Genomic DNA, 18,226 nt, shown 5'->3' on the forward strand with positions numbered 1-18,226 from the left:
TGGCTAGCCCGAACATCTGGCTGCTGGTCGCTGTCACGGTGCTGGCGCTCGCGCTGGGCTGGCATCTGGTGGCATCCATCGGCGGCGGTGACATGCCGGTGGTGGTATCCATGCTCAACAGCTATTCCGGTTGGGCCGCAGCGGCTTCCGGATTCCTGCTGAACAACGATCTGCTGATCGTCACCGGTGCGCTGGTCGGCTCGTCGGGTGCGTATCTGTCCTACATCATGTGCAAGGCGATGAACCGCTCGTTCCTGTCCGTCATCGCGGGCGGCTTCGGCATCGAGGCCGTGGCGGGCGCAGACACGCAGGACGGCGAGCACCGCGAGATCAGCGCGGCCGAAACCGCCGAACTGCTGGAGAACGCCTCCTCGGTGGTCATCACCCCCGGCTACGGCATGGCCGTCGCGCAGGCCCAATATCCGGTCGCCGCATTGGTTTCCACGCTGCGCGCACGCGGCGTGCAGGTCCGCTTCGGCATCCATCCGGTCGCCGGTCGCCTGCCCGGCCACATGAACGTGCTGCTCGCCGAGGCAAAGGTGCCCTACGACATCGTGCTGGAGATGGACGAGATCAACGACGATTTCGCCGACACCTCGGTGGTCCTGGTGATCGGCGCGAACGACACGGTGAATCCCGCCGCCAAGGATCCCGGCAGCCCGATCGCCGGGATGCCGGTGCTACGGGTCTGGGAGGCGGAGAACGTCATCGTGTTCAAGCGATCGATGGCCGCGGGCTATGCGGGCGTACAGAATCCGCTGTTCTTCCGGGAGAACACCCAGATGCTCTTCGGCGACGCCAAGGAACGCGTGCAGGACATCGTGCGCGCACTGGACCGGGAATCGGTCCACTAGAACGGGATCGCAGGCCGGCCCCTCCCACCGCCGGCCGGCGATCCGCGACGGGCCCGGAGCGCATTGCTCCGGGCCCGTTTTCACGTGCCGCATCGGGCCGGAACGCGAATAGTGTTACAACACAGCTCATTCTGCGTCCGGATCACCTCTCGGGCAGAGACAGGCAGCGGGCACGGAGCGTCCCGCTCCGGGCCCGCTGCCATATATCGCCACTGTTCAGGGATGCACGACGACCTTGCAGGTGCCCGGACGCCGCGCGGCCGCAACCTCGAAGGCACGCTCGGCCTCATCGATGCCGAACCGGTGCGTTATCACCGTATCGGCGATATCGGGCCGGGACACCAATAATGTTGCGACACGGGCCAGTTCGCTGGTACCGGTCTCGTCGTGGCAGTACGCGATCGAGGGCACGACGCAGACCTCCTTGACGAATGCCTCGCGATAGGGCCAGCGGACCTCCGGGCCGTAGACACCGACGGTCACCACCGTGCCGAGCGGGCGGGCCAGCTCCACCGAGCGGGCCAGGCCACTCTGCGCACCGGTCGCCTCGATCACGACGTCGTACACCCCGCCCGGTGTCGAGGCGCCGAACTGCTCGCCGAGCTCGCGCTGATGCGGATAGCGCGCCTCGAGCGCGATCTCGGCCGCACCCAGTTCGGTGGCGGCCAGCACCGCCAGAATCCCGATCGCACCCGCGCCGACGACCGCGACGCGGACACCGGGCCCGATCCGGCCCTTGCGGCAGGCATGCCAGGCGATCGCGCCGGGTTCGACGATGGAGGCGTCCTCTGGACGCAGGCCGTCGGGTAACGGCACCAGCGCCGAGCGCGGCGCGAGGTAGAACTCCGCCATACCGCCGGGCACCGTCATGCCGATAACGTCGGTTCCGGCCTTGTGGCACAGGTTGTATCGGCCCTCGGCACACCATGCGCAGGCATCGCAGCGCGATACGCCCTCGACCACCACGGGGGTGCCGTCGCGGGTCACGCCCGCGATCTCGTGCCCGACGATCTGCCTGCTGCCCCGGCTCAGATAGCGCAGATCCGAGGCGCAGATGCTGACCGCCGTCACCGTGATGAGCTCACCCGCGCCGTCGGGGTCGTCCTGGTCGACGACCCGGACCCCCGACGGCGTGCCCCGCACGGCCCTCACGAATCGCGCGCCGCCCGAGCCGGGGCCGGCGTGAGTTCCAGCCCCTCGAGTTCGCCTGCGCGACGCCACTTTTCGAGCATCCCGTAGTACATGTCCGAGGTGCCCGGGAAGTTGACGTTCTTGGACGGGCGGGCCTCCGGATCGCCCTCGTTGTTCCAGCGGCCCGGGGTGCAGTTCTTCAGGAAGTCACCGCTGCCCAGCATCGCCAGACCCGACCCGTGCACGACATGGTCGACATACGCGTCCTCGGCCTGTTTCGTCGGATCGGCCACCACGCCCCGGCGGTCGAGTTCGGCGATGACCTGCGCGATATGTTCGCCGGTGTCCTGCAGTCCGTGCACGAAGTTCACACTCGCGGTGCCCTGAGTGTTGTTGGGCGGCAAGATGAACAGGTTGGGGAACCCGCTGGTCATCACGCCGTGGAAGGTTTCCGGGCCGTCCGCCCACTTGTCCGACAGCCGCAGGCCGTCGACACCGATGATGTCGAATCCGATGCGGCCGACATATGCGGAGTCCTGATCGAACCCGGTGGCCAGGATGAGGCAGTCGACCGGATATTCGACGCCGCCGACCACGACACCGGTGCTGGTGATCCGCTCGACGCCCTTGCCCTCGGAATCGACGAGCCGGACGTTCGGGCGGTTGAACGAGGCGAGGTATTCGTCGTGGAAGCACGGGCGCTTGCACCAGTAGCGGTAGTAGGGCTTGAGCGCCTCGGCCACGGCGGGATCCCGCACGACGTCATCGATGCGCTCGCGGATGTTCTCCATGTGCTCGAAGTCGATCAGCTCGCGTTCGCGGGCCACCTCCTCCGGGCTCATGTCCGCGAGGTCCGGCCGTTCCAGGATCGTGTTGTAGAAGATCGTCCAGCCGTCCCGCACCAGATCCTCGGTGACCTTGTCCCCGTTGGTGATCGCGGTGAAGTTGTCCCGCCGCCGCCGCTGCCAGCCGGGCTCGAGCGTCTTGGCCCATTCCAGGTCGGTCTCGGCATTGTTGCGCACGCCGATGGTCGAGGGCGTGCGCTGGAAGACCAGCAGCTGCTGCGCCGATTCGGCGAGCGGGGCCACGATCTGCACGGCGGTCGCGCCGGTGCCGATCACGCCGACGCGCTTGTCGCCGAGTCTCGCCAGCTTCTCCGCCGGTCCGCCACCGGTGTAGTCGTATTCCCACCGCGAGGTGTGGAACAGTTTGCCACCGAAGTCCTCGATGCCCTCGATGGCGGGCAGTTTCAGGCTGCTGAACGATCCGTGCGCGACGACGAAGTACCGGGCGGTGATCCGGTCGCCACGATCGGTGCTGATCGTCCAGCGCCCGGCCTCGGCATCCCAGCTCGCGCCGGTGACCGCGGTGTGGAACAGCGCCAGGTCGTACAGGCCGAAGTGCCGGGCCAGCTTCCGGGTGTAGGCGTAGATCTCCGGCGCGAACGAATACCGGTGCCGGGGAATGTAATTCAGTTCCTCGAGCATCGGCAGATACACATAGGACTCGACGTCGCACATCGCGCCCGGGTACCGGTTCCAGTACCAGACGCCGCCGACGTCGCCGGCCTTCTCGATGATCCGGACCCGCTCCACGCCCTGCTTGCGCAGCTCGGCGGCGGAGATCAGGCCGCCGAAGCCCCCACCCACGACCACCGCGTCGACCTCGTCGTTATCGGGCTCACGCGGGACGACCGGACTGTACGGGTCGTGCAGCAGTTCGGCATGAGCGTTCGGGTCCAAGATCTTGGCGCGGTCCGGATCGACGCGCTTGTCCCGCTCCGCTCGGTATTTCGCCCGTGCCCACTCGAGATCGGCGGCTTTGCCGGGGGTTTCGGTCATGGCGTTGCTCCATCACTCTCTTGAGAAAACTATGAAAATGGGTAAATAGTGTCTATATTCATTACCGAGTCGAATCCGCGATCTGAAATTATTTCAGCTGATCGGGCGAGGCATTACTACAATCGGAGGTTGGATCATGGCTGACACTGTCGACGTTATTCGCGAGGTGATCGGACTCCTCGAACCGATGGTCGCGCCCGACGGCGGATCCATCCGTCTCGCCGAATTCGCGGCCGAGAAATCCCGACTGACCGTCGACTATTTGCGCGGCAGCAATGACGCCTGCTCGACGTGCGTACTGGACGGCGAATCGCTCAAGGCATTCATCGAGGAGGGCCTGCAGACTCGAGGCATTCAGCTCACCGAGGTCATCGTCAGCGAGTCCACGCCCGCCTGACCTTGCCCGGGCCGAGCGGCCCGCAGTCCTTCGGGCCGTCCCGACCAGGGTGACCCGAAGGCTGTCAGGTCATCGACGCGCCGCCGTTGACCCGGATGACGTGCCCGGTCAGCAGCCGCCCGGCGGGCGAGGCCAGATACAGCACCGCGTACGCCGAATCGATCGGCTCAGCCACGGTCCCCAGCGGTGACACGGTGGTCATCTTGGCGGCGAGCTGATCGAAGCTCTCCTGCTGGAACTCGCCCCTCTCGTTCACGTGCCGACCGCGAGTGATCCCGCTCTCGGTCCAACCCGGCGCGACGCCGTTGACCCGGATGCCGCGCGGGCCCAGTTCGACGGCGAAGGTGCGGATCAGCGCCTCGCCGCCCTTCTTGGACGCGGCATACGATCCCGTTCCCGCGGTACTGAAGTCGATGATCGTGGACAGCGTGTTGACGATGCTCGACCCCGGCTCCATCACCCGCGCCGCGGCCTGACTGCCGTACAGCTGCCCCTTGAGGTTCACCGACAGCACCTGATCGAACTCCTCGGGCGAGATCTCCAGCACCGGACGGCGCAACATGATGCCAGCGTTGTTGACCTGGATGTCCAGCCGCCCGAACTCGGTCACCGTGCCGGTCACCAGCTCGGTCACCGAGGCCGGATCCGCGACGTCCACCCAGCGCGCCAGCGCCCGGCCGCCGTCCTTGTCGATCTGTTCGGCAACCCGGGTGGCATTGTCCAGATCGAGATCGGCGACCACGACCCGCGCGCCGGCCCCGGCCAGCACCTGCGCGCTGGCCTCGCCGATGCCGCTGCCCGCGCCGGTGACGATCGCGACCTTGTCCGGCAGTTCGAATGCCTTCGTCATGTCCATGTGCGTCCTTACTCTTCGCTCACTGCCGCCGGTTCTCGGCGAGCAGCTCCAATCCGGCGGCCACGTGCGGTGCGACACCGGCAGCCAGGCTCCTGTGGCCGGCGTCGCCGGGGTGTATGCCGTCGACCAGTTCTTCGGCCGGGACCAGATCCAGTCCCGGAACAAGCGTTATGCGGGTGTCGGCGGCGCTCTCGGCGAATCGGCGCACCGCCGATTCGAGTGCGCCGCGAAGATCGGACAGCGTGGCGCCGAAGCGATTTCGGGCGTCCTCGGCGTCTGGCCGCACGATCGGGCTGACCACCACGACTGACACCTCGGGCAGACCCTGGCGCACGGCGGTGAGGAACACCCGCATCGTCTCGGCGATCTGACCTACGTCGGTCGGCAGCGAGGACCAGGCATTGGTACCCCAGACCACCGCGACCGCCGCCGCGTCCGAGCCCCCGATGGCATCGGCGGTCAGCAGCTCGCCCCGGGCCGAGCCCGCGAATCCGAGATTCACCAGATCCAGCCCGAGCGACTCCGCGACCAGGGACGGCCAGGCCAGCCCCGCCTCGGTCACCGACCAGCCCTGCGAGATCGAGTCGCCGTAGACGACCCAGCGCGGACCACGCGGTGCCGGTGCGATATCGCCGCCCACCGGGGTGATCGCGTCGATGACGAGTTCGACATGCTCGGGCAGATAGATCTGCACGGTTTGCGGGGGTTCTCGCGGCGGCAGCGGGATCTCCACCGTGCCGAAGTCGTTGGGCAACCGAACACGGGTGACCGAGCCCGCGGTGCGCACCACGAATGCCTCGGCCATGGTGGGCGCGGGCACCGAGGTTCGCCTCCCCACCCGCAAGTCGAGCCGGATCGCCGAAGCCGAACCAGTGAACGCAAAATGCACGCCCGCGGGCACACGCGCGGCCCGCACGGTATCCGCCGGCAATTTCCGTACGGCATTTTCCGGTAGCCTGCTCCCGTCGGTCCACGACAGCGTCGGCAAAACACCGCGAACGAATGGTTCCGGGGCGATCGACTCCATACTTATCCCTTTCACCAACATTTCCGAAGACTATTACCTATATCACCGAATAATGTGAACAAGGACCCGATTCAGTAGTATGAATGGATTATCTGATTCCACCCGATCTCTCGTAGAGGAAACCCATGTCCACATTCATCGACACGACACCTGACTATTCGAGCCTGCTCAGCCTCGCGGGCAGACATGTGCTCGTCCTGGGCGGCGGGCTGGGCATCGGCCGCCAGACCAGTCACGCCGCCGCGAGCCTCGGCGCCAAGGTCTCGGTGGTCGACACAGATCCCGAACGCGCTGCGGCAGTCGCCGAGGAGGTCGGTGGCCTGGCCATCACCGGCGATGCGACTGACCGCGCCGACGTCGAGCGCATCTTCGCCGAGGCGATCGCGGCGTTCGGCCCGCTGCACGGGTTGGCCGATATCATCGGCATCTCCGATTCGGGCCCGCTCGCCCAGACCGACGACGAAACCTGGCAGCGCACACTGGATCTCAACCTTCGCCATGTCTTCCTCGCCGTGCAGGTCGGGTCCAAGGCGATGACCGAGGGCGGCTCCATGGTCTTCGTCGGCTCGATCTCGGGAACTCGCTCCGCGCCCAACCACGGGGTGTACGGCGCGGCCAAGGCCGGTGTGGTGAACCTCGCCCGCAGCGCGGCACTCGAGCTGGGACCCGGCATCCGCGTGAATGTCGTTGCCCCGGGGCAGATCCGCACACCCCGGGTCGCCGCCCGGCATCCCGAGCCCGACTACTACGACCAGGTCGGCAAGCTGGTCCCGCTGGGCCGAGTCGGCGAGCCACACGACATCGCCTCGGCCATTGCATTCTTCCTGAGTGATCTGTCGCAATGGATCACCGGCCAGACGCTGGTGGTCGACGGCGGCACCGGACGCAAGTTCCCATACGGGAAGCTGTGATCCAGCACCCGAGATGACACCGGAATGCCTTCCGCCCCTGGATAATATGGGGCGAGAGGCATTTCCCTTCCGGTCACGCGAGATAGCTGCCAAGAGCTTTCTCGATCATCGTGCGCGGCTTGGCCCCGACGAGCGTGGTGACGACCTCACCGTGATCGAAGACGAGCAGCGTCGGCATCGACAGCACGCTGTATCGCTTGGCCGTCACCGGACTCTCGTCCACATTGACCTTCACGATGTCGATCTTGCCGTCGTGCTGCTGAGCCATGGTGTCCAGGATCGGCCCCATCATGCGGCACGGCCCGCACCACGGTGCCCAGAAGTCCACCAGCACAGCACGATCGCTGTCCAGCACGATCTCGTCGAAATCCTGGTCGGTGACCGTACGCACCTTGCCCATGAACACTCTCCTTCCGTGCGATCAGCCGAGTGCGGCGATCTTCCGGGTGATCGGCGTGGTCATCGTGCCGAAGACGAATTCCTTCGGCGTCCCGTGACCCGCGACCGCGATCTGGATCGTGGACGGATCCAGGAAGGCCTGGATGGTCTGGGACCGCTGCTCCTCGCGGCTGAGCTGGAACAGCCATTCCCACTCCGGCTTGATCAGGCCGCGGGCGTGGAAGTCCTCGAACGGCGCGATGATGTCGGCGATCGGCCGGCGGACGTTGTGCAGGAAGTAGCGTTTCACCGCGTCCTTGGACAGTCCGGCATCGGAGAACCGCTTCGCGGTCTCCGGCGGGATCAGATAGAAGACGCCGTCCTCCGCACCGGTGAGGCCGCCGAGCGTCTTGGTCATGAAGCCCACCTGTGTGAGGGTGGGCGTGCGCGCGGCCAGCGAGCGCAGGCGCACATCCACCCCGCCGTGGTTGGAGCCCAGATCCCATTCACCGACCGAGTGCAGCACCGTCACGGTGTCCTCGTCGGGACGGAAGCCCTGGGTGACGTTATAAGGCTCCCAAGGACTTTCGGCCTCGTTCTCGCCGAACACCTGGATGTTCTTGCGGACCGTGCCGATGGTGTCCAGATCCATCCGGCCCGGAATCCACAGCCCGAGGTTGCGCAACACCAGCCCGATCGCGCGACCGATGCGGATACCCACCCGGTTCTTGCTGCCCGGACCGAGCACGCTGCGCACGCTGTTGATGCCCAACCGCTCGACGATCGGCCCGTTCACCATCACCACCGGTGCGAACGCACCGGTCGACATCAGCACCGACAGGTTCATCGGCGGCGGGCAGTCGGCGATGGCCTTCAGTGCGGCGATGACCACCGGAAGTTCCTGCGGCAGAACTCCCGCCATGGCGGCGTTCACCGCGATCTTCTCCAGTGTCGCGTGACCGTGCACCGGGGGGACGGTCAGGATCAGCTCGTCACGCGCCTGACTCTGCGCCGCGATGATCGCCTCCACCCGCTCGCGCGTCGGCGGGACCAGCGGCAGCCCGTCACCGAAGTCGTGGTCCAGGAAGTACTCGTTGAAGGCCTGGAGAGCCTCCACCGGACCGGCACCGGTGAAGGTGTAGGTGTCCTGCTTGCCCTCGGCGAGCTCGGCGGCCTCTGCGCCGACCGGACTCGTGGTCAGCAGGCGGATGATCTCATCGGCGGTGCCGATGGTCTGCTCGGCGGCCTGCTCGGCGGTCAACGCGGTGAAGACCCGCGGCACCACGACGTACTGCAAATCCGGAACACCGAAAACCTTTGCGCTGGTGTCGGTATCGGTTTCGAAGCCGCGCGCGACGATGGTGACCTGCGGGACGCCTGCCTTCTCCGCACGCGCGCCGTCGTGGATCAGCCACGAGGTGCACGCACCACAGTCGGCAGTCGCGCCCAGCAGTGCGTCGCTCTCCTCGATGGCACGATCGAGCAGCTCTTTCTCGAACCGGATGGAACCCTGGTATAGCCGGATCTCGACCCCGGGATAGGTCGCGGCGATCTCGGCCGCGACGGCCTGCAGGGCGACCTCGGCATTGGGCTTGCTGTTGGACAGTAGGCCTAACACCTTGCCGTTCAGCGTATCCAACCGCGGCGCAAGCGAATTCGCGCCCGCATTGATCTTGTCGGCCGTCGGATCGACGACCTCGATCACCGTTCGAACCTCGGTGGTCTCGATTGTCATGGTTTCTCCTCACTGGCGCGCTCCCGCCCGGAGCGCTGGACTGAGTTTGTGGAACAGAAAATTGGATTTATCAGTGCACTCATTTATCGGATAGTCGGCGGATGAACGGATCAGCCGAAGTGGTACTCGTCCGGCCGGAACTTCTCCAGCAGCTCGTGATAGTCCTCGAGTCGCCACGGCACGTTCACCTGCTGCCGGCCGAACTCGTTGACGTAGTAGTTGCGATCGCGCGAGCCCTCGTCGTACCAGATCAGCGAGAGCATGGCCTCGTCCAGACGCTTGTTGTAGTCCTCGAAGACCTCGCGCCGAACCGTCACGTAACGGTTCCCGCTCTCGATCAACGACACCAGCGCCTCACCGATATAGCGCGACCAGATCTCCATCCACACGATCAGCGAACCGGCGCGGTTCTGCGAGTTCGGCCCGTAGAGGATGAAGAAATTCGGGAAGTCGGGCACGGTGATGCTCAGGTAGGCGCGTGGACCGCCCTTCTCCGGATCGTTCCACCGCTGCTCGAGATCCGCGCCGCCCAGACCGCGGTAGGCGGTCGGCCACAGGTACTTCTGCACCGCGTAACCCGTTGCGGTGATGATCAGATCGGTCTTGCGCTCGGTACCGTCGGCGGCGCGGATACCCGTCGGGGTGATCCGCTCGATACCGTCGGTCACCAGCTCGACGTTGTCCTCCAGCAGCGAGGCGTACCAGTTGTTGTCGACGATCTGCCGACGCGCCATCGGCGCGTGCTTCGGAGTCAACTTCGCCACCAGGTCGGGTCGGCCGCCCACCTTGGTTTCCATATAGCGCAGCAGATCGGCCCGGAACGCATCGCTCGCCTCGCTGACCAGACCGCCCTTGGCCTTCCACTCCGGGTCCGGCTCCTGCATACGCTGGCCCCCCAGACGCATGGTCGCGATCGAATAGCAGTACCAATTCCAGTAATAAGGCATGGAATCCAGCAACCAGCGCGTCTCCGCCGGGATCGGCTCACCGTAGCGCTCGCGTCCGGTGATGTACTGCGGGGTGCGCTGGTACACCGTGACGCTCTTGGCTCGCTGGCGGATGTAGTTCAGCATTTGCACACCGCTGGAACCATTTCCGATGATGGCGACGTCGCGTCCGTCGAGTTCCTCGGCACCCGTCCACTCGGCGGTGTGCACGAGGTGACCCTGGAAGTCCCCCACGCCGGGCGCGTCGAATCGCTTGGGGGTGGCGAAAGTTCCTGTCGCACTGACGACCGCGTTCGCGCTGACCCGGCGGGCCTGCCCCTCGACCACGAGATCGACGGCCCAGGTCCCCGACTTCTCGTCGAAGACCGCCGCTTTGACCTCGGTATCGAAGCTGATGTGCTCGTAAACGCCATGCTTCTTGGCCACATGCTCGAGGTAGTTGCGCACCTCGTCCGCGCGGGCGAAGTATTCGGTCCAGGGGTAGTTCTTCTCGAAGAAGTACTGGTACAGGAAGTTCGTCGTATCGACGCGCACATCGGGATAGGCGCTGCTGCTCCAGGTTCCGCCGAGTTCGGAGCGCTTCTCGTAGACGACGTACGGTATGCCGAGGCGTTCGAGCTGAACCGCGATGGCGATACCGCCGAAGCCCGAACCGATGATCGCCACCTCGAATCCCGCGGGGATCTCCGGCTTGGCACCGCTCCACTTGGCCTGCCGCGGCGGATCGTCGAAGGCGGCCAGATCGCGGCGATACCGCCAATCCTTGTCGGTGAGCTTCTCCTTGCGGAACGCCTCCATCAGGCCACGCAGTTCGACATCGTCGGGTATGCGCTCGACGAAGTCGACCGGCTTGTTCAGCAGAAATTCGGTCGCCTTCGCCCGCAGCACGCCCCGGTCCGATTCATCGACCAGGGTGTGGGTGGTCGCGCCGCCGTAGATCGTCACCGTCTTCAACTTCAGCGCGAGCAGCTCTTCGTCGCCCGTGGCCTGATAGAGCGCCAGACGCAGGGCATTCAGGTCCGCATCGTCCAGCGCACGGTTGACGAACGCCTCGTCCACCTCCTGCCGTACGGTCGAGACGGCGCTGTCCTCGGAGGTCATAGGACTCCTTTCTCCGGCGATGCCCGCACAGACGGCGAGCAGCCGATCTCTGACATTGAGACCAATTAAGTATACTTATATGGCCGACCCGGATGTACCTCCGAACCGCGGGAGGACCGATGCCGTTGGCGCAATCCGGCACCACCACCAGATGCGGCAGCGACCGCACGCGAACCGGGACGAGCGGTCCACGCAGCAAATTCACCACTGCCACCACACATATCAAGCTGAAGGACAAGCATGATCACCAGGCTCGAAGCCACGGGAGCGACAGATATCGACGCCGCGACCCACATATTCTTCGACGCTGACACCCGGCAGCTAGGACATCCTCCTTTCGTTATTCATGACAATGAATCCGCACAGTAACTCCGCCGCTGCGAACCGGCACCCGACTGTCGCACTGGTCGCACAATTCCGGCCGGGCCCCACATCGACCGCGCCTCCATCTCGCTCAGCGGAAATCCCACGCCGATCGAGCGGGCCCACCCCTCACACTGTGGTCCACCACCCGACCGTGACTCAGGTCACTCAGCGCGCGGCGTGGGCGAGCCGCAGCGCTCGAGGCCGAGGCGCCATCGAAGGCCATCCCAGCGACCGGACCGGCGTCGAATGGCTCCGAGACAAGACAGCAAGGAGATAGCTATGTCCACTGACGAGGAAACCTTCGACGTCGTGGTCGTCGGATCCGGAGGCGGTGGTCTGATCGGGGCCTATGTGGCCGCGTCCCGCGGCCTCCGGACTCTCGTCATCGAGAAAACAGGCTTGTTGGGCGGCACGACCGCCTATTCCGGCGCCGGAATCTGGTTTCCGGGCAGTGCCCCTGTGCAACGCGCCGAAATCACCGACGGCGTCGAGGGATCCCGGGAATACCTGCGCAGCATCATCGCGGACGATTCGCGGATCTCGCGCCAGGACGCCTACCTGCGGGCGGGTGCGCAACTGATCGACGAACTCGAACAGAACCCGTGGTTCCAATCGTTCTTCTACGCGCCCGTACCGGAATATTTCGCCGGTCGTCCCGGCTTCTCCCCTGCCGGACATTCAATTTTCCCGCCCGACGTCACGATCGAGGCCCTCGGCGAGATCGCCCCGCTCGTGCGGCGCTCCATCCCCGAGGAGCGCTGGGGCGAGCCGGAGGGCCCGGTGCTCAATGGCGGTCGTGCCCTGATCGGCCGCGCCGCAAAGGCTTTCGTGGAGACCGGCAACGGCATCTACCGCCTCGACACCGGGCTGACCGGCCTGCTGGTCGAGCACGACCGCGTCGTCGGCGTACAGGCGGTGAGCAAGGGCGAACCGGTCACGATTCGCGCCCGCCGCGGAGTGCTGCTGGCCGCAGGTGGTTTCGAGCACAACGCTGAACTGCGCGAGAAATACGGCGTGGTGCCCCCGGCCGACGAATGGTCGCACGGCGCACCGGAGAACACCGGTGACGCGCTGCTGGCCGGAATCGCGATCGGCGCGGCCACGGACCTGCTCGAGGAGGCATGGCATGTGCCCGCCCTGGTCCAGCCCGACGGACGGCCGATCTTCTTCGCCGGTCTACGCGGCGGCATCTGGGTCAACGGCGAAGGCCGCCGCTTCATGAACGAGATCCAGCCCTACGACCGGGCCGGACACGAGATGCGCCGCCAGCACACCAGCACCGATGTCGATCATTCGCGGGTTCACTGGGTTTTCGATCAGCGACAGCTGGACCGCGACAGCTTCGGCGGCGACCCGGCCGCCCCGGTGCGGCCGGAATGGTTCGACTCCGGCGCCCTGCGCACGGCCGATACGCTCGAGGAACTGGCCGAGATCATCGGAGTGCCGGTGGAGAATCTGCGTGAAACCGTCCGGGAATTCAACAGTTTCGCACCGAGCGGCGTGGATGAGCAGTTCCATCGCGGCGAGACGCCATGGGACCAGATGTACCAGCATGTGGTCGGCTTCTCCTATGTACCGGGAACACCCGAATCGGGAACGACCCTGAACTACGTGGTGCCGATCACCGGCGACTGGCCGAATGCACTCGTGCAGCCGATCGGGCAGGGTCCGTTCTATGCCGCGACCATCGTACTGTCCGATATCGGCACCAAGGGCGGGCTGAGCACCGACGAGAACGCCCGTGTCCTGCGCGAGGACGGCCGGCCGATCGAGGGGCTGTACGCGACCGGCAACACGATGGCCGCGATGTCGGGCAGGGTGTACCCCGGCGCCGGCACGCCGATCGGGTCCTCCCTGGCCTTCGCCTATCTCGCGGTGCTCGACATCGTCGGCGGGGGCGAGTGAAACCCGTGCCGAAATCCCACGCGACACAGTGCACCAGCGCCATGTCCGCGGACCGCGACGTGATCGCCGCACTGGCGGCCAAACAGGCGATCACCGAACAACTGCACTCCTACAGCCGCGGGCTCGACCGGATGGATCGCACGCTGGCCGAACGGGTGTGGCATGCCGATGGCACCGCCGACTACGGTCCCGGTTATCGCGGCAGCGGATCCGGATTCCTGGACTTCGTCTGGGAATACCACGCGGGCTTCCGTGCCCATTCACATCTGGTGAGCAACGCCCTAATCGATGTGGACCTCGAATCAGGCACCGCGGTCAGTGAGACGTATGTCGCGGTGTGGCTGCAGACCATCCCGGTGGACGGGACGGTCACCGACCAGCAGCACCGCGGCCGGTATCTCGACCGATGGTCGCTGCGCGAGGGCCGGTGGGCGATCGATCACCGGACCTATGTAGCCGACATTCTGTACCAAGGCCGGCACGCCGCGATCCCGGACACCAAGCACTCCGCGCCGAGTGGCACGCGAGATCGGACGGATCTTTCCTATCCGACCCTGGGTTTGTAGCTGAGTGATGGCCCGTCGCAATTACGCGGCGGGCCACCGCTGCCGCGGGCCCAGGTCGACTCACCCGCCGCTTGCTCTCGCCGTTCAATCAGTCAACTTGTCAAGTCGTCGCCGAAAGAGAGTGTGAATCGTGGTATCAGTCGCCGAGTTCGAAGTCCTGGCGTCACAGGTGAGCAACTGGGGACGCTGGGGTGAGTCCGATCAACGCGGGACCCTCAATTTCATTACGCCCCAGGCGATCCGGCGGGGAATCGCCGCGGTAGTCACCGGCGAGGCATTCTCACTCGCACTGCCGCTGTCGCTGCAGGGACCGCAGAACGGCGTCGGCGTACCCGGGCGGATCAACCCGGTCCGGACCATGCTCGCGGTGAACGCACCGATGACCGACTCTCCCGACGCATGCGCCTACAGCGACGACATCGTGGTGACGCCCACCCAGGCGGCCACCCACTGGGATGCGTTGTCGCACTGCAGCCATCGCGGTGTCATGTACAACGGCATACCCGCAGACACCGTGGACGCCGCCGGTGCGGCCGAACTCGGCATCGAGGCCGCGGGCACGATCGTCTCGCGCGGTGTGCTGCTCGATGTGGCCCGGCATCAGGGCGTCGACCGGCTGCCGACCGGATTCGCCGTGACCCGCGCGGTCCTCGAGTCCACGGAGAAGGCGCAGGGCGTGAAGATCGAAGAGGGCGATATCGTCCTGGTCCGGACCGGACAGATCGGCTATTTCCTGGACGGTGACCTCGCCGGTTACCGCCAGCGCCCGGTCCCGGCCCTGGACTACGACGCTCCCCTGTTCTTCCACGATCGCCGAGCCGCAGCCGCGGCGATCGACAATATGCCGATGGAGCTGCTGCCGTCGAATATCGGCGAGATCGTCCTGCCGGTGCACGTGCTGTGCCTGGTGATGATGGGAATGCTGCAGGGACAGAACTGGGTTCTGGAGGACCTCGCCACCGCATGCGCCCGAGACCGCCGCTACACCTTCCTGCTCAACGCCACACCAGAGCCGTTCCTGTTCAGCACCGGCGGCATGGTCAACCCGGTGGCTATCCGGTAGCCATCGGCCAAGGCGGTACCGAGACCGCGAGCGATCCCGGTACCGCCTTGGGGGTCGTCATCGAATACCGAACCGCGCCAACCTCAGTCGGGCACGGATGAACGGATCCGGGCCTCGGCGTGCAGCCGGTCACGCAGTTCGAACTTGCGAATCTTGCCCGAGGGCGCCAAGGGCAGCTCGGTGACCACCTCGAGGCGTTCGGGGGCCTTCTGCGGCGCGGCTCCGGCGCGGGCGAACAATTCCCGGACCTCGGGCAATTCCAGCGTGCCGTCGTCGTGCAGCACCAGGAATGCCGCTACGCGCTCACCGTATTTCGCGTCCGGCTCGGCGACCACTGCCACCATCTGCACCCGCGGGTGGGTGGCCAGGATGTCCTCGACCTCCTTGGACGCGATGTTCTCACCGCCGCGGATGATGATGTCCTTGAGCCGGTCGGTAACCGTCAGATAACCCTCGGCGTCCAACCGGCCGATATCCCCGGTGCGGAACCAGCCGCCGGGCAGGAATGCGCTCTCGTCGTGGCTCGGATCGCGGTAGCCGAGGAATCGGCTCGGACCGCGCGTGACGATCTCGCCCTCGGAACCGACCGGGACTGGATTGAAGTCGCCGCCCACGATCTGCACCTCGTCACCGAAGCGGACCATGCCGTCGGTGCGGGTCCGCTTGGCCACCGAGGCATCCAAAGGCGATGTGGCACAACGGGGATGCTCGGTGCTGCCGTACGCGCGGGCGACCACGATTCCCGCATTGTCGGCCCGCTCGACCAGTGCGGGCGCGACATTGGTGCCACCCACCTGGACGAATCGCAGACTCGAGATATCGCGTCCGGTGGCGGCAGCGACGTCCAGGATCGCGCCGACGTGCAGCGGGGTGCCGCTGGTGATCGTACACCGGTACTGCTCGATCAACTCGACAGCCAGAGCGTCCTGCCAGCGATCCATCAGCACGGTGCCGACACCGCTGGTAATCGCGCCGCACACCGCCAGCAGGCCCGCGACATGCCCAGACGGCCAGGGGATGAGTCTGCTGTCCTCGCGCTCCAACTCGTTCATCCGGTCACCCTTGCGCAGCTCGCACAGCAGTGAATTATGCGTGTGCTGAACGCCTTTCGGCACGCCGGTGGTGCCGGAGGTGTAGATCACCGCGCACACGTCGTCGGCGTTCACCGACACCGGTGACTCGTCCCCGTCGTCCTCGGCGATCAGCTCGGACCAGGGCACGCTGCCCGGGACGGATCGAGAACCGATGACGACGGTATGTTCGAGCGAGGGGCCCACGTCCAAGCGGGCGAGCCGGTCCAGGAAGTCGATCGAACGCCAGGCATCCGGAACAACAAGCACTTTCGCGCCAGCGTCGCGGATGATCGCACTCAGTTCGGCCGGACCGTAGATATGTGTGATGGGGATCAGGACCGCGCCGGCCAGCCACGTCCCGAAAATGGACGCCATCAGCTCGGGCCGGTTCGGCACCTGGACCGCGACTACATCGCCGGGGCGCACACCCAACCGGCGCAGCCCGCCGGCAACCCGTCGACCCTGGTCGACGATCTCCGCGAGCGAGAGCACCACTCGCTCGGCCTCCGAGGCGAAGACGAATTGCGCGTCGGCGAATTCGACACATGCCTTGTCCAGCGTCGCGGGGAGGGTATGCGACGAGTAGTGCCCTTCGCGATACCAGCGCTCGCGCAGCCACTTCAGGTCTTCGTCCCGCTGCTCACGTGTCAGGGCCATCGGCAGCCCACCTCCATCGCCTTGGTCGTTGACCGAGAATCCACCCGCACCGCGAAGGATTCTTCTTCCACGCTATTTAGTATACTTATTACAGTTCGCCGGTGCGTACCGCAGGTCCGTTCCCGAACGCGTCACTACCTTCGATCCCGATGCGCCAACGCCTGAGCCCCGCCCGGATGCACAGAACGGGCGGGGCTTTTCGAACAGTGCGACGGAGGGGATCAGCCCTGCGCCGGAGCCGGTGCGGTCGCACCACCCGCGGAGTGCTGCGCACGCAACTGGTTGAAGGTGGTAACCCCGCCGTACAGTCCAGCCGGAATTGCCGCCGCTGCACCGCCGAGTACCGCACCCACACCACCGACGGCTGCGGCCCCGACCAGACAACCCGCGATCCCGACCGGGATGGTCAACGTCCCGGCGGTCGCGATCGCGGTCATCGTGCCGCCCGTCACCGCACCGAGGACGCAGCCAATGGGTATACCGATTGCGGTACCCGCCGCGACGCCGGGAGCGGTGGCGATACCCGCCTGCATATTGCCGGCCTCCCATGCCGCATGCAGATCCGCATCGAAATCGTCACTGACGGGTGCCGCGACGTTCGGTGCCTGGTCGACGGGCGCGGCCGGAACCGCCGCGGCCGCCGGTTCGGCGGCCGATTCGGCGATCGCCGGACCGGTCGTGACAGCGAGTGCGGCAGCGGTCAGGGCGGCCAGCGCAACTGCCTGAGTCTTGTTGTTCATGGTTACTCGTTTCTAGGAGGGTGCACCGGGCATCGGGGCCGCGATCAGCCCCTTCGAGTGCAGCTGGTCATATGCCTGCGGCCAGGCCGCGGCGACGGCCGGAAGGCCGGTGGCCGCACCACCAATGGCACCGCCGAAGAAGCCCAGCGTGCCCGCGCCGAGGACGCAGCCGCCCAGCACACCAATCGGGGTCAGCGTGCCCGCGGAGACGAGAATGGTGATCGATCCCCCGGTCACTGCACCGACACCACATCCGACCACCGAACCGATGACCGCACCGGCGGTGCGACCGGAGTTGCTGTCGTTGCCATACGCCCCGGCAAGCGTGTCGAATGCCTTCAGATACTCCGCGCCCGGATCGACGGGAGCGGCGGGTCCGGCAGGCGCAGCCGGGGCGGCAGGGGCCTCGGCGGACGCGGGCCCTGCGGCCACCGTCGCGACCGCGACGGCCGTCGCGGCCACAGCGGTCGCAAGCGTCGTAGCTCGAGAGATATTGTTCATCGGACTGTCCTAACGACCCCGCGGGCGACCGCGGATGGGGTGATGTACATCGTGTGAATCCCTCATCAGATATTCGGACGGGATGGACCAGAGTGTGACCGCCCACACACATTCGCTGTGATAGACATTCCCGCTGAACGGGAGACCCCCTTCCAAGGCGCATTCTCGCGCGATCTT

16 protein-coding genes are annotated in these 18,226 nt (G+C 66.1%); 6 read left to right on the top strand and 10 right to left on the bottom strand.

Translation table 11 applies throughout. From position 1 onward, the window contains the following. A partial coding sequence (locus ON40_RS20435; protein WP_040825229.1) for an NAD(P)(+) transhydrogenase (Re/Si-specific) subunit beta occupies positions 1-854 on the top strand: 854 nt, incomplete at its 5' end. A gap of 216 nt (positions 855-1,070) precedes the next feature. Here the strand turns inward: ON40_RS20435 and ON40_RS20440 are convergent. Together ON40_RS20440 and ON40_RS20445 are read right to left on the bottom strand one after the other, a co-directional pair. Continuing rightward, complete coding sequence (locus ON40_RS20440) at positions 1,071-2,006, bottom strand: zinc-dependent alcohol dehydrogenase (protein ID WP_040825230.1); 936 nt, start codon at positions 2,004-2,006, stop codon at positions 1,071-1,073. After that, complete coding sequence (locus ON40_RS20445; RefSeq protein ID WP_040825231.1) at positions 2,003-3,826, bottom strand: flavin-containing monooxygenase; 1,824 nt, start codon at positions 3,824-3,826, stop codon at positions 2,003-2,005. The genes ON40_RS20440 and ON40_RS20445 overlap by 4 nt, the downstream gene beginning before the upstream one ends. 136 nt (positions 3,827-3,962) lie before the next feature. On the opposite strand from ON40_RS20445, the gene ON40_RS20450 reads away from it, so the two are divergent. Further along, positions 3,963-4,223, top strand: coding sequence for a NifU family protein (locus tag ON40_RS20450; RefSeq protein ID WP_040825232.1), 261 nt, complete (start codon positions 3,963-3,965; stop codon positions 4,221-4,223). A 64-nt stretch (positions 4,224-4,287) separates the two neighbouring features. On the opposite strand, the gene ON40_RS20455 is transcribed toward ON40_RS20450, so the two are convergent. Both ON40_RS20455 and ON40_RS20460 read right to left on the bottom strand, forming a co-directional pair. Continuing rightward, positions 4,288-5,073: an SDR family NAD(P)-dependent oxidoreductase gene (locus tag ON40_RS20455; protein WP_157186354.1), complete on the bottom strand. Its 786-nt coding sequence runs from the start codon at positions 5,071-5,073 to the stop codon at positions 4,288-4,290. Between the two features lie 25 nt (positions 5,074-5,098). Next, positions 5,099-5,899, bottom strand: a complete 801-nt coding sequence (locus ON40_RS20460; RefSeq protein WP_157186355.1) for a GDSL-type esterase/lipase family protein — start codon at positions 5,897-5,899, stop codon at positions 5,099-5,101. A 332-nt stretch (positions 5,900-6,231) separates the two neighbouring features. Between ON40_RS20460 and ON40_RS20465 the strand changes: the two genes are divergently transcribed. After that, on the top strand, positions 6,232-7,017 hold the full coding sequence (locus ON40_RS20465) for an SDR family NAD(P)-dependent oxidoreductase (RefSeq protein WP_040825235.1): 786 nt from the start codon (positions 6,232-6,234) through the stop codon (positions 7,015-7,017). Between the two features lie 73 nt (positions 7,018-7,090). Here ON40_RS20465 and trxA read toward each other — a convergent pair whose 3' ends face one another. From trxA to ON40_RS20480, 3 genes are all read right to left on the bottom strand, one after another. Next, on the bottom strand, positions 7,091-7,417 hold the full coding sequence (gene trxA, locus ON40_RS20470; protein ID WP_040825236.1) for a thioredoxin: 327 nt from the start codon (positions 7,415-7,417) through the stop codon (positions 7,091-7,093). A 21-nt stretch (positions 7,418-7,438) separates the two neighbouring features. Next, positions 7,439-9,130 carry a UGSC family (seleno)protein gene (locus ON40_RS48245; protein WP_051193351.1) on the bottom strand — a complete coding sequence of 564 codons (1,692 nt, stop codon included), beginning with the start codon at positions 9,128-9,130 and terminating at the stop codon, positions 7,439-7,441. Positions 9,131-9,240: 110 nt separating this feature from the next. Continuing rightward, on the bottom strand, positions 9,241-11,178 hold the full coding sequence (locus ON40_RS20480) for a flavin-containing monooxygenase (RefSeq protein WP_040825237.1): 1,938 nt from the start codon (positions 11,176-11,178) through the stop codon (positions 9,241-9,243). A gap of 645 nt (positions 11,179-11,823) precedes the next feature. Between ON40_RS20480 and ON40_RS20485 the strand changes: the two genes are divergently transcribed. The 3 genes from ON40_RS20485 to ON40_RS20495 all read left to right on the top strand — a co-directional run bounded on the left by ON40_RS20485 (position 11,824) and on the right by ON40_RS20495 (position 15,078). Continuing rightward, a complete protein-coding gene (locus ON40_RS20485) occupies positions 11,824-13,449 on the top strand; it encodes an FAD-dependent oxidoreductase (RefSeq protein ID WP_040825238.1) in 1,626 nt (541 codons plus the stop codon). 5 nt (positions 13,450-13,454) lie between these two features. After that, the gene (locus tag ON40_RS20490; protein WP_218008824.1) at positions 13,455-14,015 is read left to right on the top strand and encodes a nuclear transport factor 2 family protein; all 561 of its coding nucleotides are present in this window, start codon (positions 13,455-13,457) and stop codon (positions 14,013-14,015) included. 130 nt (positions 14,016-14,145) lie between these two features. Beyond that, positions 14,146-15,078 (top strand): cyclase family protein, encoded by a 933-nt coding sequence (locus ON40_RS20495; protein WP_040825239.1) that lies wholly within the window; start codon positions 14,146-14,148, stop codon positions 15,076-15,078. 83 nt (positions 15,079-15,161) lie between these two features. Here the strand turns inward: ON40_RS20495 and ON40_RS20500 are convergent, their stop codons facing one another. The 3 genes from ON40_RS20500 to ON40_RS20510 form a co-directional block, all read right to left on the bottom strand. Continuing rightward, positions 15,162-16,808 carry an AMP-binding protein gene (locus tag ON40_RS20500; protein WP_051193353.1) on the bottom strand — a complete coding sequence of 549 codons (1,647 nt, stop codon included), beginning with the start codon at positions 16,806-16,808 and terminating at the stop codon, positions 15,162-15,164. A gap of 221 nt (positions 16,809-17,029) precedes the next feature. Next, positions 17,030-17,548, bottom strand: a complete 519-nt coding sequence (locus ON40_RS48250) for a hypothetical protein (protein ID WP_051193354.1) — start codon at positions 17,546-17,548, stop codon at positions 17,030-17,032. 12 nt (positions 17,549-17,560) lie between these two features. Beyond that, complete coding sequence (locus tag ON40_RS20510; protein ID WP_157186356.1) at positions 17,561-18,049, bottom strand: hypothetical protein; 489 nt, start codon at positions 18,047-18,049, stop codon at positions 17,561-17,563. Positions 18,050-18,226 lie beyond the last annotated feature (177 nt).

Source organism: Nocardia jiangxiensis NBRC 101359, assembly GCF_000308615.1.
Classification (GTDB): Bacteria; Actinomycetota; Actinomycetes; order Mycobacteriales; family Mycobacteriaceae; genus Nocardia; species Nocardia jiangxiensis.

Coding starts and splice junctions, on each gene's coding strand:
- trxA (WP_040825236.1), bottom strand. CDS start 7,417: ATGGGCAAGGTGCGTACGGTCACCGACCAGGATTTCGACGAGATCGTG.
- ON40_RS20455 (WP_157186354.1), bottom strand. CDS start 5,073: ATGACGAAGGCATTCGAACTGCCGGACAAGGTCGCGATCGTCACCGGC.
- ON40_RS20510 (WP_157186356.1), bottom strand. CDS start 18,049: ATGAACAATATCTCTCGAGCTACGACGCTTGCGACCGCTGTGGCCGCG.
- ON40_RS20500 (WP_051193353.1), bottom strand. CDS start 16,808: ATGGCCCTGACACGTGAGCAGCGGGACGAAGACCTGAAGTGGCTGCGC.
- ON40_RS20480 (WP_040825237.1), bottom strand. CDS start 11,178: ATGACCTCCGAGGACAGCGCCGTCTCGACCGTACGGCAGGAGGTGGAC.
- ON40_RS20465 (WP_040825235.1), top strand. CDS start 6,232: ATGTCCACATTCATCGACACGACACCTGACTATTCGAGCCTGCTCAGC.
- ON40_RS20450 (WP_040825232.1), top strand. CDS start 3,963: ATGGCTGACACTGTCGACGTTATTCGCGAGGTGATCGGACTCCTCGAA.
- ON40_RS48245 (WP_051193351.1), bottom strand. CDS start 9,130: ATGACAATCGAGACCACCGAGGTTCGAACGGTGATCGAGGTCGTCGAT.
- ON40_RS20445 (WP_040825231.1), bottom strand. CDS start 3,826: ATGACCGAAACCCCCGGCAAAGCCGCCGATCTCGAGTGGGCACGGGCG.
- ON40_RS20485 (WP_040825238.1), top strand. CDS start 11,824: ATGTCCACTGACGAGGAAACCTTCGACGTCGTGGTCGTCGGATCCGGA.
- ON40_RS48250 (WP_051193354.1), bottom strand. CDS start 17,548: ATGAACAACAAGACTCAGGCAGTTGCGCTGGCCGCCCTGACCGCTGCC.